The organism is Prevotella denticola, from assembly GCF_900454835.1.
Taxonomy (GTDB): domain Bacteria; phylum Bacteroidota; class Bacteroidia; order Bacteroidales; family Bacteroidaceae; genus Prevotella; species Prevotella denticola.
The window spans coordinates 169,574-184,566 of the sequence record NZ_UGTM01000001.1 but is presented as its reverse complement, the minus strand read 5'-3'; the positions used below and the strand labels follow the sequence as shown (position 1 = coordinate 184,566).

Annotated in this window: 13 protein-coding genes; 6 read left to right on the top strand and 7 right to left on the bottom strand. The window is 40.5% G+C overall.

Going from position 1 to position 14,993, the window contains the following annotated elements:
* The first annotated feature begins 1 nt into the window (after position 1).
* Genes DYH27_RS00825 through DYH27_RS00805 form a run of 5 tightly spaced genes read left to right on the top strand, consistent with a single transcriptional unit; the run spans position 2 to position 8,221 of the window.
* Positions 2-2,869 carry a Z1 domain-containing protein gene (locus DYH27_RS00825; protein WP_029216534.1) on the top strand — a complete coding sequence of 956 codons (2,868 nt, stop codon included), beginning with the start codon at positions 2-4 and terminating at the stop codon, positions 2,867-2,869.
* Complete coding sequence (locus DYH27_RS00820; RefSeq protein WP_029754991.1) at positions 2,862-3,782, top strand: PD-(D/E)XK motif protein; 921 nt, start codon at positions 2,862-2,864, stop codon at positions 3,780-3,782. Before DYH27_RS00825 ends, DYH27_RS00820 begins: the two co-directional genes overlap by 8 nt.
* Before the next feature lies 1 nt (position 3,783).
* Positions 3,784-5,898, top strand: a complete 2,115-nt coding sequence (locus DYH27_RS00815) for an AIPR family protein (RefSeq protein ID WP_025068138.1) — start codon at positions 3,784-3,786, stop codon at positions 5,896-5,898.
* A gap of 48 nt (positions 5,899-5,946) precedes the next feature.
* Positions 5,947-7,485, top strand: a complete 1,539-nt coding sequence (locus DYH27_RS00810; RefSeq protein WP_025068137.1) for an RNA-binding domain-containing protein — start codon at positions 5,947-5,949, stop codon at positions 7,483-7,485.
* A 4-nt stretch (positions 7,486-7,489) separates the two neighbouring features.
* Complete coding sequence (locus DYH27_RS00805; protein ID WP_025068136.1) at positions 7,490-8,221, top strand: hypothetical protein; 732 nt, start codon at positions 7,490-7,492, stop codon at positions 8,219-8,221.
* Between the two features lie 403 nt (positions 8,222-8,624).
* Here the strand turns inward: DYH27_RS00805 and DYH27_RS00795 are convergent, their stop codons facing one another.
* The gene (locus tag DYH27_RS00795; RefSeq protein WP_115337988.1) at positions 8,625-9,308 is read right to left on the bottom strand and encodes an IS630 family transposase; all 684 of its coding nucleotides are present in this window, start codon (positions 9,306-9,308) and stop codon (positions 8,625-8,627) included.
* A complete protein-coding gene (locus DYH27_RS00790) occupies positions 9,224-9,550 on the bottom strand; it encodes a helix-turn-helix domain-containing protein (RefSeq protein WP_244595163.1) in 327 nt (108 codons plus the stop codon). The genes DYH27_RS00795 and DYH27_RS00790 overlap by 85 nt, the downstream gene beginning before the upstream one ends.
* A 177-nt stretch (positions 9,551-9,727) precedes the next feature.
* Between DYH27_RS00790 and DYH27_RS00785 the strand changes: the two genes are divergently transcribed.
* Positions 9,728-10,159, top strand: coding sequence for an agmatine deiminase family protein (locus tag DYH27_RS00785; protein WP_262510589.1), 432 nt, complete (start codon positions 9,728-9,730; stop codon positions 10,157-10,159).
* A 166-nt stretch (positions 10,160-10,325) separates the two neighbouring features.
* Here DYH27_RS00785 and DYH27_RS00780 read toward each other — a convergent pair whose 3' ends face one another.
* The 5 genes from DYH27_RS00780 to DYH27_RS00755 all read right to left on the bottom strand — a co-directional run bounded on the left by DYH27_RS00780 (position 10,326) and on the right by DYH27_RS00755 (position 14,990).
* On the bottom strand, positions 10,326-10,973 hold the full coding sequence (locus DYH27_RS00780; protein WP_025068131.1) for a hypothetical protein: 648 nt from the start codon (positions 10,971-10,973) through the stop codon (positions 10,326-10,328).
* Positions 10,974-10,975: 2 nt separating this feature from the next.
* Positions 10,976-11,896 (bottom strand): relaxase/mobilization nuclease domain-containing protein, encoded by a 921-nt coding sequence (locus DYH27_RS00775; RefSeq protein ID WP_025068130.1) that lies wholly within the window; start codon positions 11,894-11,896, stop codon positions 10,976-10,978.
* Positions 11,893-12,246, bottom strand: coding sequence for a MobC family plasmid mobilization relaxosome protein (locus DYH27_RS00770; protein ID WP_006949112.1), 354 nt, complete (start codon positions 12,244-12,246; stop codon positions 11,893-11,895). Before DYH27_RS00770 ends, DYH27_RS00775 begins: the two co-directional genes overlap by 4 nt.
* A 141-nt stretch (positions 12,247-12,387) precedes the next feature.
* Positions 12,388-13,317 (bottom strand): toprim domain-containing protein, encoded by a 930-nt coding sequence (locus DYH27_RS00765; RefSeq protein WP_025068129.1) that lies wholly within the window; start codon positions 13,315-13,317, stop codon positions 12,388-12,390.
* A 482-nt stretch (positions 13,318-13,799) separates the two neighbouring features.
* On the bottom strand, positions 13,800-14,990 hold the full coding sequence (locus tag DYH27_RS00755) for a primase-helicase family protein (protein ID WP_025068127.1): 1,191 nt from the start codon (positions 14,988-14,990) through the stop codon (positions 13,800-13,802).
* Positions 14,991-14,993 lie beyond the last annotated feature (3 nt).

Below are 14,993 nucleotides of genomic sequence, written 5' to 3'. Positions count from 1 at the left end.
CATGACAGATAATCAATATACAATTCTAAAACAGTTTACAAGGACTTTCATCGACCTATCCAAATCGCAAGGAAAAGAGTTAAGGCCAGAAGATATAGACACTTATATCAATCGAGCTGTTATGCTCTCGAAACTGGATTGTGACGATGTAACCAAGACACGCCTCTTCATCGATATGGAGTACGAGTATAAGATTGTTCACAATAAGGGGCAAGCGATATTCAACAATTATGACGAGAAACGTGAGTGGTACTCCAATATGGAGATTCAAGACAACTTTTTCTGGTCAAGATATAAGGATTACCTCATCAATCATTCTTCTATAAGTCGTATCAGTATCAATCTACTAGACGATGTGACATTGCCTGACATTATGAATTGTCTGGGAAATCCCAACGATGCATTGGATAAGCCTCGACTTCGTAGAGGTCTTATCATTGGTGACGTACAATCAGGCAAGACAGCGACCTATACAGGTCTGATATGCAAAGCTGCTGATGCAGGATATAAAGTGGTAATCCTGTTAACTGGAATCACAGAGAACTTGCGCAGACAAACACAGGAGCGTATTGATGAAGGTATTGTCGGTATTACACTAAAGAAAGAAGGCAAGATTGAGAAATATCCACGTGTTGGTGTCGGGATGGACAACAAGCAAATCAAGGCAACCTCTGTTACGTCAACGCTCAACGATTTTGTTGGCAACTGCAATAAAATAACGATGTCTTTGGCAAGCAACTCATTAGTTCTGTTTGTCATTAAGAAAAACGTTTCTGTTCTACAACGGCTCTATAACTGGCTGAGAGAACAGAATATTGACCCTATAAAAGGATATGTGGATGTTCCTATGCTACTTATTGACGATGAGGCAGACAATGCATCTGTGAACACACGCAAAGACGAAACAGACCCCACTCGTACCAACAAACTTATCCGACAAATATGTAATCTCTTTATGAATTCTACATATGTGGGATTCACAGCCACTCCGTTTGCCAATGTCTTCATTGATCCAGATTCGGTGGATACCATGCAGCATGCAGACCTTTTCCCAGAACATTTCATCTATGCATTGGAAGCCCCTTCAAATTATGTGGGAGCGGACAAGTTATTCTATCCCGAAGGAGCTTTCTATCGCAATCTGCGTTATATTACAGACATCACAGAACTGGATTATTCTTCAGAGGCCTACAAAGACCTCGTGCAAAACAATCCAGAAGTTCTCAATTCCGGTACATTCTATTATAAGCACAAAAAAGAATGGAATGGCATTTTGCCTGACTCCCTACGCGAGTCCATTCTCTGCTTCTGTCTGGCAAATGTTGTTCGTGATTTACGGGGACAGAGCAAGGAACCAAGAAGCATGCTGGTAAATATGTCTCGCTTTATTCATGTTCAGAAAGTGATAACAGGACATGTTGCTGAATGGTTCGAAGAGGTATTCGATGATATTCGTGTAAATTTCAATGAGGACGCGAGCAAGAACCATCATCTGCCGCTCTATGGTGAGTTACGTTCACTATGGGAAAAGCATTTCAGCCAAGTCAACGACATAACGTTTGCTCGAGTTTCCCAGAAAAGTGTTCTGTTAGCAGCATTGGAAAAGATAGAGGTGAAAATGGTCAACGGCTCCAAACAGAGTGCTTCGCTGAATTACAAGGAGAATCCATCTCTGCGAGTTATTGCTATTGGTGGTCTTTCTTTGTCTCGTGGATTGACGCTTGAAGGCCTGATGGTCAGCTATTTCTATCGGAATACAGCTACTTTTGATGTCTTGATGCAGATGGGCCGCTGGTTTGGATATCGACGAGGATACGAAGACCTCTTTCAAATCTGGACAAGTCATGTCAGTGTGTTGTGGTATGCAGAAGTAGCAAGGGCTTCTGCTGAACTAAAAAACGACATTCGTGAGATGTTTGACCAGCAACTGACTCCAAAAGATTTCGGTATCAAGGTTAGGGACAACTGTGATGATTTGCAAATCACGGCATCAAACAAGATGAGAACAGCCGTTAGCAAGGATATGATGTATTCGTTCTATGGAAACATCTACGATACACCATATATCACTTCGAAGATAGACCACAATAAGATAAATACGCAACTAGTTCAGGAAATTGCATCACACCTTTTGTCAGAAGGCTACACGCTTAGATATACAGATTACAAGAAAGCAGACAAGGATGTGAACGATACTTCCGACGGGAGTTCACGATACTTTGCTGATGTGCCTAAAGATGTGGTTGTGGAATTCCTGCGTGGTATCAAGTATTCAATGGCCAATCCTCGCTTCGATGCGAAAAACATCATCAGTTTCTTGGAAGATGAAGAGACAGAAGGAGTCGATTTGTGGGATGTCGTGTTTGAAAGCGGTAAATCACCTATGCACTATGATGTGGAAGGCCTGCGACAAGTGAAATGCATGGAACGTTCCATCTGCAACACCACTCGCAACATCATCCAGATTAGTACTCGCCGTCGTGTTATGACAGGTAGTATGGAAGGCCGTTTTGCACTTTCGAAGGAGGATATAGAGAAGGCTGAAAATGCTCAGCGCAGGCAATGGGAAATAGACGGAGAGAATAGTCAGGGAAGAGATATACCAGTCAAGGCCTATTTCAGATTCCTTCCAAAACGAAAGCCCATGCTAGTAATCATGTTTATCAAGCCAAAAGATGCTGACGGGGAAGAAGAAGAAATGCTTCGAAAATACAAGGAAGCACTTGGCGATGACTGTATCGTGGCTTTTGCGGTGGGATGTCCTGGAGTCAAAGACGAGGGCAAGGCCGTGAAATATCAGGTCAATAAAATTTTCCAACAACTAAGTATTGAGGGTGAAGAACCCGAAGAGGAGGACGACGATGAGTAATAACGAAGTGTATAAAACATTTAGAGAAGATTTCCCCAGCCGTAATTTCATCAGGTTTGGCGATAATCGTCATTTGAGCCTGTATATTGGCCGCGATGACGATGCACGATATTCTTTTGACTTCAGGGGTAAATACAAACCTGTAAGGATATCGAGTTCTGATGTTATTGCCGTTGAACAGTATAAGGATGGTGATTTGCTGACTCTGCGATTCTCTCTTGAGAATAATGACTTGTTGGAGTACTTCTGTACTTTCTGCCAAGACCTATTGGATTCAGTTAAGGTGACTAATGATGATGAAAAAGCCTACCACACTCTGCGCTCTCGATACTATTCTTGGAGGCAACTGTTCCGTCCTGATAATGCTCGTTTAACCGAAGCAGAAATCATGGGTCTTATTGGAGAGCTTTTGTTCTTGAAAGACTACATGATTCCAGAAAGAGGGATTGACGTGGCACTTGAAAGTTGGATGGGACCAGAGAAGAGTCATAAGGATTTCTCTGACCAACAAGATTGGTTCGAAGTCAAGACAATCAGTTTTGGCAAAGAGAGCGTTCGTATTTCATCTATCGAGCAACTTGACAGCAACATAGACGGGACGCTTGTTGTTTATGAACTGGAGAAAATGAGTCCTTCTTTTGAAGGTATCAGGCTAAACCAACTTGTCAATAGTATTATCGCCTTGCTGGTGAATACCCATCAACGGGAAACATTTATGGCCAAGCTGCAATTGTTTGGCTTCGACTTCTCGAATGAGAATGACAATATTGTCTTTGCTTTGAGAAATCAGTATTTATACAGGGTTGATTATGAAAATTTCCCTCGACTACATAGATCTTTATTGCCAGATGCGATTACCCGCGCTCAGTACGAATTGCTACTTACCGAAATAGAACCATTTAAATACAACTGATATGGAAATTGAAGAATATCGTAAACAGTTTATCGATGAGATTAGAAACGATGCCAGCTTAGAATGTTCTGATCCTGAGAGTCATTTTATCGAGCGAGTTCTAACAGATCTTGAAGATATTGGGGAACTAAGTGATCCTATTCCGATGTCGGTTGAAATCAGGAATTCACGAAGACAGATACTTGCCTTTGATGGTTATTCTTATGACGAAGCTGATGGTGCATTGGTTCTTATAGCCAGCGAATTCACCAATCAACGAGATACCGCTCCAACTTTGACTAACACACGAATTGAGGATCTGTTGTCTTATATGCAACGTTTCATTGAAGAAGCCGTCAACGGAAACATCCGCAATTTCTGCGATGATTCAGACCCCGCTGTTAACATTGCCAGCGAATTCAGGAAGAAGATTGGTAAGGGTATGACAGCAACGGAAATCTTGCGTTTCAAGTTCATCATTATATCGAACTATACTTTGAGCAAGCAGGTTAAGAACCTAAAGCGTCCAGACTTCTTGGGAAGACCTGTGGAACTGAACGTTTGGACATTAGAGCGTTTTTTCCAGACGTTTGTTTCTAACTCCAGCGAGACACTTGAGATTGAAACAAAAGACTACAACTGCGATGGCATCCCATGCCTGAAGGCTGATTTGGGTGACCTGAGTAACTACGATGCATATCTGGGAATTGTTCCTGGAGAATTTCTTGCCAAAATTTACTATGACTACGGAAGCAGATTGCTACAAGGTAATGTTCGTGCCTTCCTAAGTTTCAGAGGCAATGTGAACAAGGGCATACGTAGCACCATTATGAAACAACCAGAAAACTTCTTTACCTACAATAATGGAATTGCTATTGTTGCTCGTTCAGTAAGGTTTTCTGCTGATAGAACGAAGATTACGTATTTCAAAGATTTGCAAATAATCAACGGAGGACAAACTACTGCTGCATTGGCGAGTGCTATCATCAAGAATGAAGCACCAAAGGGTATGGATAATTTGTTCGTGCCAATGAAGTTGACTGTGCTGAATGTAGATGATGATATGTCGGAAGAACAAGTTCAGAACTACAACGAGTTGACCAAGACCATTTCTGAATGTGCCAACAGCCAGAATGCAGTTAAGCCTGCGGACTTCTTCTCCAACCATCCATTCCACGTGAAGATAGAACAGCTTTCCCGCAAAGTCATGGCTCCACCTATAGGTGGCAATCCATATCAAACCGTTTGGTTCTATGAGCGTTCTCGTGGTAAGTGGGAGCAGGAGCAAATGAAGCTAAATGCCCATCAGAGAGATTTGTTTAAGCAGAAAAATCCCAAGGACCAGCTGATAACAAAAGAAAAGCTGGCAAAATGCTACAATGCAATTCTTATGCATCCAGACCAAGTATGCAAGAGCTCTGCGGATAACTTTAAGGTTTTCGCTCCTTATATTGATGGTATATATGAAAATGACCGCGACAGCATTAATGACGAGTTCTTCAAGAAGTGTGTTTGCTCGATAATCATCTTTGATAAACTTGACAAGCTCATCAGTAAGGAAGAATGGTATCCGAAAGGCGGCAACAAAGCACAGATTACACCATATACCATATCAAAGTTGATGACACTACTTCCGAAAGGAACAGACCTTGATTGGGTTAGCATATGGAACAAACAGACTCTATACCCTACTTTGGCTACAGAGCTGTTGAGATTGGCTTTTTTTACTCATCAGTATCTAGAAAAGAAGGCAGAAGGTGGCCTTGTGCGTAGTTTGTCTCGTCTCATTAGTACTTGGAGCGACTTCAAGGCTGTGGAGTTCACGTTGTCTGATGCCTTCACACGTTCTCTGATTTCTAAAGAAGAAACCAAAGCAACAGAACAGGCTGCCAAGCGTGCACATAAATTCAATTCTAAGATTGATGCCTCTGTTGAGATATTCAAACTTGGTGCTCCATACTGGATGAGCGTTTATCAGGCATTAACAAAAGAGGAACTTCTTTCGTATGGTGATTGCGATTTCATCAGAAGTATCGCAACCTATATCGGTAGAGGCTCTTTACCAACTCCTGCCCAATGCCGCAGACTTTTGAAGATAGTGAATAAAGCAGAGGATAAGGGATATATTATGCCATAGAAGAAATAAAAAGATTATAAATGTCGTTTGATATTAAAAAGGTATAATATGACCATACAAGAAATAACAACTCGCAAGGAGGATCAGACATTTGATTGCAAGAGCATTCAAATTGATCCTAAAGCATTGGCTATCACCATCGTGGCATTTGCAAATGCTGATGGTGGAACGATCGCTATTGGGGTGTCTGATAAGACGAGGAAGATAGAGGGTGTAGTTCAACATACAGAGAAACTGAATGAGTTACTGCGTGTTCCTTTAGATTTCTGTAATCCTTCTGTGCCTATTACCAGCGACTTGCTGCCCTGTACTGATAAGAATGGGAACGATAACCATATCTTGTTAATGCATATCCCTGCAAGTTCAGAGCTACACGCCAATCAGGCAGACGAAGCCTATATGCGTGTTGGTGATAAGAGTAGAAAGTTGTCTTTTGAAGAGCGCATACAGCTGATGTATGACAAGGGTGAGCGTTACTATGAAGATACAGCCGTGTATGGTGCAACGGTAGATGATATTGATATGGTTGCTGTTGAAAGATATACAGAATTGATAGGTTATACCAAGTCGGCAAAACAATATCTACAAGAGAACAATGGCTTCTTGACTACAAATGCAAAGGGAGAAGAACAGGTGAGTGTGGCTTGTATTCTGCTGTTTGGTAAATATCCTCAGAAGTTCTTCCCTCGTGGGCGAACTCGCTTCATCCGCTATAAGGGTACAGAGGAGCGAGTGGGTGCAGAAATGAATGTGATAAAGGATGTAACCTTTGAAGGAACGATACTTGATCAGGTAAAAGCCACGATAGCTTATCTTGAAACCCAAGTGGAAGAGCATACTTTCCTTGGACAGCATGGACAGTTCGTTACCAATAGGGATTACCCAAAGTTTGTAATTCAAGAAATGGTTGTCAATGCTTGTTGCCACCGTGCCTACAATATTAAGGGTACGGAAATTCAAATCAAAATGCTTGATGATCGGCTTGTGTTCGAGTCTCCGGGCAGATTACCTGGAACGGTCAAACCTACAAACATACGTCATACGCACTTCTCTCGCAATCCAAAAATTGCCCAATTCCTCAAAGCGTACGACTTTGTGAAAGAATTTGGTGAGGGTGTGGATCGTGTGTGTAGAGAGTTGGAAGCTAATAGGTCGCCAATCCCTACATATCATTTGGATGATTTTATCCTTAAAATTACAGTTCCAAAAGTTATACATCGGTCTATAACCAATGGCAATGCGACTGTAAATACCAAAAATGCAACTGTAAATGCAACTACAAATAGTCCAAAAGATACTGTAAATGCTCAAAACGCGACTGTAAATGCCGAAAATGCAACTGTAAATTCCAATGATACTATAGATAGATTAATAGCAAAAGCAGCCAAACAGAAGGATAAACTTACAGCGAACCGTATCTCTATTTTACGACTGATGGTAGAAAACCCTTATATTACAAAGGAAGAAATGGCTTCTATTATAGGATTGAGTGGTAGTACAATCATGCGTAATATTGAATTTATGCGTGGCAAGTATCTTCGTAGAGTCGGCTCGGATAAAAGCGGCTTCTGGGAAATTATAGAATAGAAATATGGAAACGAATTTATTGCTTGCATTAAAACAGTTTCAGCATAATGTTGAAGTAAATCCCGATTGTTTAAGAAATTTAATAGGAGAGAAACTATTAGAAGAACAATTTTCCATGGTAGCAGACACCTTATTATTTGGTGGATTTCTGTTAATAAACAGGAGATTTGAGATTTATGCCCATTCTATAGAATTTTATTTTCATGTAGAGAAGTCGGCTAATCAAGAGTTTGTTCATGATCCTGTTATGTTTCATCGAAATAAATTAGATGATGCAGATTATAGGACTGTGAATACACCATATTTGAAGATAGGAAGTTTCTATTTGCATAAATTTGGTCTGGATATTACTTTTGAGAAAGAAGGCGAATATCGCGCATCCATTCTAATCAAAACCTTTAATGTCGTTGATAGAAATGAGCGAAGTAATAAAGCAAATTTAAATAGAGATAAGAGGATGGCAAGCTCGTATATTTATGACTATCTCCAGTTTATGGAGCCAGACAATGATACATTAAAGTCGGCTATCCAAATGGAATGGTTACCAGAATTACAAATACTGCCATCAGTTTGTTCTGTAGCAGTCCCACGCATTAATATTAATAAATTCGTCATTGATAACAATGGAAATCAAACCTCTATAAAGTCACCAGAGAAAGATACCCGACCATGGCGATACTATCGAAAAGAACCTTATCATCTGCTAACAAACTTACTAAAAGCAAGAAGGGTATGATATTATCAAGTCAAACCAACAGTGTATACTTCTCGGTTCATTTGGCCAATGATTATAGGCAATTGTACGAAGCGGTGAAGTCTGTCTTACAAGACTATCAGATACATGTAGATGTTTTGTGTAAGACTGCAGATTATTGGTGTCGTGACTATATGCCAATACAGGTTACGGATAATACTTTTGTAAAGTATAAGTACAAGCCAGACTATTTGAATAAGAGGGGAAAACGTGAGTTTATTACGAATGTAGACGAACCTTTATCTTTTCTCAATCTCAATGATAACAAGTTTATTAATCTCTCAGATATTACTATTGATGGTGGTAATGTCGTTAAGACTCCGTATCATGTTCTAATGACAGAAAAGATATTTATAGAGAACCCACAATAAGTAACTGTTCAAAATTAAGCGACATGTTTAGAGAAGTTTATACGCAAGCCTTTTCCTATATCCGCCAAAGCTCTATTGGTTGTATAGAACAGCATGTCAGAAGTTATATAATCCTGTGGTCTCATCCACTTGCCTTTGAGTATGCGCCACAGTGTCTCGGCAATGTTTAACTGTGGCGAGTATGGTGGCAGATAGAAAAGGAAGAGTCCCCTTTGTTCCCATATAGGACGAAGTTCCCTGATTTTCTTGTTTCGATGGACAGAAGCATTGTCGAGGACGACAAATGTATCCATCCTCAGATTGAACGAGATTTCATCAAGGAAACTGACAATTTTGTCTGCTGTCATTTTCTCGGATGTTGTGAAACCCTTGTAGCGGTTGTCTCTATCTATCATTCCAAAAATATTGAGACGTGCCACTCTTTGGGAGGGGATGTAAACATCTTCCCCTCGCAGTTGCCAGCCGTAAGGGACATATCCTTCTGTGCAAGTGTGGCTTTCGTCAGCATAATAGAGCCTGATGCGTCCTTCATACGCTTGTCTCTCAAGTTCTTGCAACTTCTCGACCTTGTATTCATAGAGTTGCGGCGAGGGGACTCCCCTTGGGCGTTTTCTTATTCGCTTATATCTTGCGCCAATGCTGATAAAAAACGTTTGAACGTTGCGTCGCTTACCTCTTTGCCTGAGGATTGCTCCCATGCTGCTCTGGCTTTGCTCACACTCTGCCTGTCTTGCTCTATTGCACGGCGTACCGACTCTTCGTCTGAACTGTCCATAATAGGTTTCCGACCCCGTCCGGAACAAGTCTTCAACCCCTCTATGCCTTCCGACTTGAAACGCTTTACCCAAGCGTTTACGCTTACATGGCTCATTTCCGTTTGCACACCTATGGCTACTGATGACAGACCTTCCGACTTCAGTAATACTGCACGACAACGCATACGGAAACAATGTTTCTCGCCAAAGCGAAATCCTCTATCGAGTGCCAGACGCTCTGTCTCGGCTAACCCCAATACTTTTGGTTTTCCCATAACTCAAAAAAGTAGAACGGAAATTACATATATTTATTTTGTGTAAATTAATTTTGTTCACTTACTTATCAAAATAAATTAAAATTAATCTATCGCTTAGAAAAAGCTTTCCAAACAGAGATAATAATACTTCCTTGGTGTAACAGGTCGCAAGATAAGTGTGGCCATACAGATGGTATGGTAAGATTTGTAAAAGACAAAGAATTATTAATGGCAGACTATACCAATTTTGCTCCAAGAAATGGAAAGCGAATAAGAAAGATATTAGAGGAGAATGGCTATATTGTGCATGAACTTCCATTACCTTATACTATCAATGATTCGTGGGCTTATATTAATTTTCTGCAAACATCTAAGGTAATTTTGGTGCCTGGACTCAATTTAAAAACTGATAGTATAGCCTTAGAGTATTTACAGTCTTTATTTCATAGCCAAAAGATAATACAAATACCTGCTCCTTATCTAATTAGTAAATATGGAGGAGCCTTTAATTGTATGTCATGGAATATTAAAGAATAGATTTTCCGGATGTCTTCTTTTACTATATCTACCATAATAGCTTTTTATGCCTAATTTCTTGACAAGTAGAAGTAGTTATGAAGATCACAGTGTCAAAGACGATGGAAAAAGTGATATAACCAGCCCAACCAAGTATTCTGTTTGGTTGGGCTTGTTCCATATGAGGCTACTTCAGTTTCCTTTGCATCAGACTATCTGCTTTCTGCTTTAATTCCAAATCGTAGCTATCAGCTTTCTTCTTGATATTTTTGATTGCAGTTTCGTTTCGATGAATATCAAACACATCGTTGAGCCATAGGATTTCCTTGGGGCTGCAACCTCGCCACACTCTGATAATTCGGAACTTCAAGGCATCATCTTTATATTGCTGTTTGCTTTGCCACAACCAAAAGTTGCTGACCAAAGAAACAAGACACACAACTGCGGTTATAACCACATAGGTAAAGACTTTAGACGATTTGATGTCAAAGCTGTGTTTATGGATATGTTCCTGCGGTTGTGGCTGCTCTTTCTGTTCCTGCCACTCGTGTAGCATGGTCAAGACACTTGCCATCAACTTGTCTATGGATTTGGCTTCCTCATCCTTGATGCGCATTTGTATTGCGATATACTTATTGAGTATTTCCTTTGTTCTCTGCTCGTACTGATTGAGCAATTCTTGATCCTGCAGTTCATTACTTTGCGCTGGAACAGTAGATGTAGGAAGAGAAACAGAACTGATGTCCTTTTCTTTAAGTTCCCTTACTTCCTTATAAATTATTTCCAACTTATTCTTGATTTCCTCAAAGAGGACAAATGTATTATTATCTGCCATAGTTATAAATGTATTTTACGTTTTTTCTTTTTCTTCTTTTTCTCAAGTGTATTGTAAACTTCTGCTGGGAGTGTGCCGTGAGACTGAAATAGATCTAATCCTCCCTCGATGAAGTCATTGACAAGTGTGCTCGTAGCATCTGCAACATCTGATATAAGATTGACGGTTCCTTGTGCCTGTTGACAGTTTTCTTTGTTATTCTGCTGCAAGGCAAAATCAATCTTGGAATAACTGCAACTCCTGTCCACCTTTGAGCCATTGAAGTGGTAGCCGTTCTTCTCAAAGATAATGCCTTGCACTTCCTGTGTATTGCCTTTATACTTAAAGCGCACATCAATCCCTTCATTTCTCAGGTGAGCGAGTAATGATTTCCAATTCCTGCTTTTAGGAATCTTTTCCCTTAAAGCCTGATAAATCTCATACTTGGTCTTGTCTGGTTCTTTCAAGCGGTGTTCCTTGATTTTTTCCTTGCCACTGGCAAAGTATAAATCATATTTAGTGGTCAGTTCCTTACAAATCTTCTCGCTTCTGAATCTGTCGTTTTTGTCGGAGATGGTCTTGCCGTGATTGTCTATCCTATTGAAAGCAATATGGACATGCGGATGATCCTTGTCAAAATGGCGACCTATGATATACTGCGTATCTTTTATCCCCATTTTCTCCATATACTCACGAGCGACTTGTGTCATGAACTCGTTGCTTAATTTGAGAGAATCCTGTGTGGAGAAACTCAAGGAGATATGTCCGACGACCTTACTCACTCTTGGGTTTAGATTTGTTTGGTCGATGAAGTTCTGAATGATGTGGCTAATATCATCTGTCCTTACACCCGAACTATCTATAAGTTCCGTTCCCTTCTTCGGATCGAGGATGTAGTTAATAACACCCTTGAAGCCTGAACCTTTCATAAGCTTAGCTATCATCTTCGTATCAAATTTAGGATTTCATCAATCTTGGCAAGGATAAGTTTATGGAAGGGCGCAATAGCATAGAAGCCGTCCGCATTGGCACGATGTGCCAACTGATTGAGATTGTTTGCCATACCACACAGCTTGCGGATGAAGTCAGCCTGCTCAATGGTCAAGCGTTCAATCACATTTCCTTTATCGAGAACTTTTCTTACAAATTCACTCATGGATATTCCTGCGCTTATGGCTTTGCCTTTGAGTGTATAGTAATCCTCAGTGGTAAGTTTTACCGTGATGCGGTATTTCTTTTTTTCGGCTGCGCCTTTGGTTGGACGACCGCCTTTGTTGTATTCTGATTTAGTCATAATTGTTTCTTTAATTGATTTGATGGAGACCAGCGGGATAATCCTCTACACCTATATTGGGAGGTGGAGCAAGTGGTTTGGGTATGCCCAAAACATAAACTTGCTCCCCGAAAAATAGAAGATGTAAGGCATCTACCACATTTATAATCCAAACCCCTTGTTTCTTTTTACTTCTGCTTTCTCTGGTTGCTTAATTTCTGCACATAGGTACTCGTTGAAGTCCTTAAAGCCATTGTATAGCGTGGAGCAATTAGAAACAGAATCACCTAATTCTTTGGCTAATTGTTGATAAGCATTCCTGCCTGCATCATCATTATCCAAGTAGCATTGGATGCTGTCGTAATGCGACAATTTCTCTGTAATCTTATGAATATTTGATACAGAATTGAGTACCACATAATCTTGTTGGCTTAACCCCGTCCGCTGCGGATTCTTCAGTTTCCTTAATGTCATAAAAGACAAAAAGTCCATAAAGCCCTCGAAAAGGCAACAATTCTTCTTCGACTCATGGGCATAGAAAACACTAATATCCTTTGGAGCAATGCAGCCTTTGAAGAATGGGTTGCGTATTTCATACCCACCTGCGCTATTGGGAAAACCTATCCCAAAATAATGCTTACCATTAGAGTCGTAATGAAGTTCTTTACACACAGTGGTAGCTACCTCCATATCAATGCATCTTTCATGTAAATATCTGATAAGGGCAGGGTGCGCTAAAGGTAGAACTTTTAAGTTCTCAAAGGGTTGTGTGTGTTGCGGTGATTCCTTCTTTGAATGAGGAAAAGATAAGGGATGCACACAGGCTGGGGCATTGCGCTCTATCTGCCTAATAAGATAGGACACATCGGAAGACTTATACAGTTCCTCTGCCAGAGCAATGATGTTTCCACCTTTTCCTATCCCGAAGTCATACCATTGGTTGAGATCTGTATTTACCTTGAATGAAGCTTGGAGCTCAATACGAAAGGGAGAGAGATACCACAACTTGTTACCTTGTTGTTTGATAGGTGTATGTCCCAGACTCGCAAGAAAATCTTGCAGCTTTATTGTTTTAATTTCTTGAATGTTCATATTACAGTGAAGTTGAATGGTTTGAAAAATTGATGATTTGATGAAATGAAACATAATCTACTCGTTATAAACGACTTATGTACTCATCGTAGCTTCATCACAATGCCTACCAAAGTAGAATATACTTTTATGCTTCTTAGAAGTGCCAAAATCTCGATTTCATTACTTCGTTATTTCCCTATCTCGCTTTTTAACCTTTTCCCAAAATACAGAGATTTCTCCTTTATTGCATACCTGCCTTTGTTTAGCAAGTTGTACTTTTGTGCGGACAAAAGTGTTACCGATTTAACAAAATCGGGAAATGGGGTCGCAACTCACGTAAAGGAGCCAACCAAAAGAGAAACTTGATATATTTCTCTTTTGGATAGTACAGAATACCTCTTTCATCATTCCTTTATACTGATGAGCAAAAGGATGAATGAGCAAGATGTTGCCAATCAGGAATTTATATGCTTCTTTCATCATTTCATCAAAATAAATGATTAAATGTTTGTGAGTAGTTCTTTGGTCACGGTGTAATATCTACCTGTCCGCTTGATGGGCGAATAGTTCCTGAAGCTATTGTAGTCTATCTGATAGGTGAGATAGGTAAGGCTGTTGGGAGCCGGCGAAAGTTTCCAAATATCCTGTACAATCCTTCGGACTTGGCTTTTATCAGCCTTGCAGCCTGTGTTGTTTAGTAGGCACACCATATCATTGATACAGAAAGAATATTCGGTAACCACCATCTGCTCCATTACCTCTAAGCAGAGCTCGGACATTTCTAACTCTATCTTGTTTCTATTGCTGCGTATTATACGCTGTAGAGCGGGTGTAAAAGTCAGCTTGGGTGCAAACCACATACGACTTTCCTTTTGGGTAGATAGCGTGCGATGCTGCAGAAAATAAAGAAAGGCAGGAATCTCGGCTTTCAACTTTTGCAGAAAGTCGGTATCGTCATTCTCAAGCCTGTTTATTTTTCTTACCCAATATCGGTTTTCTCCCACGTCAATGATAACTGGGAGTAACTCGTTATTGGAACAGAGCACGAACTTGGCAAAGAAGGAAATTTCGTCTCTGTCTTTGCCTTTTGCTTCCACCTTATAAGAAAGTGTCGTACTAAGGTTTTTGAGCCGCTCGCTATCTTCCCTACGGTTGAGCAAAACTTCGTCCACAACGATAAGCAGTTTTCCTGCCCAATCAGCATTGAACTGGCTACGGAAGTCCTCATTCGTGTTGAAAGTTACATTGTTCTGGAAGACAGCTTTAAGGAAATTAAGGAATGTACTCTTGCCTGTATTCCTTTCTTCTGAAACCATCAAAAGGATGGGAAGTTTCTGCACGGGTTGGAGATAGAGTAACTGCAAGTAGTCTATGCCCAACTCATATTGTTCCCCGAAGATGTGATGTATCAGGGACTCGATGTGTGGAAACTCTCCTTCTTTTGGCTGGTGCCCTATCGGTTCATAGATATTAAGAAACTTATCGACCACAGGCTGATAGTTCACATGGTTGGGAACAGTGCAAAAGCCGTCATACTTTGGGACTGTGGCGATGAAGTCTTTGCCATAGTCCTGCCGTAATGTCTCATTGTTCCACACAATACGCTTCTTGACGAAACCGCCATTGATGCGTGGTTGGTTCACAATCTTGTATAAGGTTGTACCAACACGGATAAAATCTTCGTGTGCCATAAG

Bases quoted from the DNA above. Each gene is read 5' to 3' on its own strand.
- DYH27_RS00820 (WP_029754991.1), top strand. From the start codon at position 2,862: ATGAGTAATAACGAAGTGTATAAAACATTTAGAGAAGATTTCCCCAGC.
- DYH27_RS00780 (WP_025068131.1), bottom strand. From the start codon at position 10,973: ATGGCAGATAATAATACATTTGTCCTCTTTGAGGAAATCAAGAATAAG.
- DYH27_RS00825 (WP_029216534.1), top strand. From the start codon at position 2: ATGACAGATAATCAATATACAATTCTAAAACAGTTTACAAGGACTTTC.
- DYH27_RS00775 (WP_025068130.1), bottom strand. From the start codon at position 11,896: ATGATAGCTAAGCTTATGAAAGGTTCAGGCTTCAAGGGTGTTATTAAC.
- DYH27_RS00795 (WP_115337988.1), bottom strand. From the start codon at position 9,308: ATGGGAGCAATCCTCAGGCAAAGAGGTAAGCGACGCAACGTTCAAACG.
- DYH27_RS00770 (WP_006949112.1), bottom strand. From the start codon at position 12,246: ATGACTAAATCAGAATACAACAAAGGCGGTCGTCCAACCAAAGGCGCA.
- DYH27_RS00805 (WP_025068136.1), top strand. From the start codon at position 7,490: ATGGAAACGAATTTATTGCTTGCATTAAAACAGTTTCAGCATAATGTT.
- DYH27_RS00765 (WP_025068129.1), bottom strand. From the start codon at position 13,317: ATGAACATTCAAGAAATTAAAACAATAAAGCTGCAAGATTTTCTTGCG.
- DYH27_RS00755 (WP_025068127.1), bottom strand. From the start codon at position 14,990: ATGGCACACGAAGATTTTATCCGTGTTGGTACAACCTTATACAAGATT.
- DYH27_RS00810 (WP_025068137.1), top strand. From the start codon at position 5,947: ATGACCATACAAGAAATAACAACTCGCAAGGAGGATCAGACATTTGAT.
- DYH27_RS00815 (WP_025068138.1), top strand. From the start codon at position 3,784: ATGGAAATTGAAGAATATCGTAAACAGTTTATCGATGAGATTAGAAAC.
- DYH27_RS00790 (WP_244595163.1), bottom strand. From the start codon at position 9,550: ATGCGTTGTCGTGCAGTATTACTGAAGTCGGAAGGTCTGTCATCAGTA.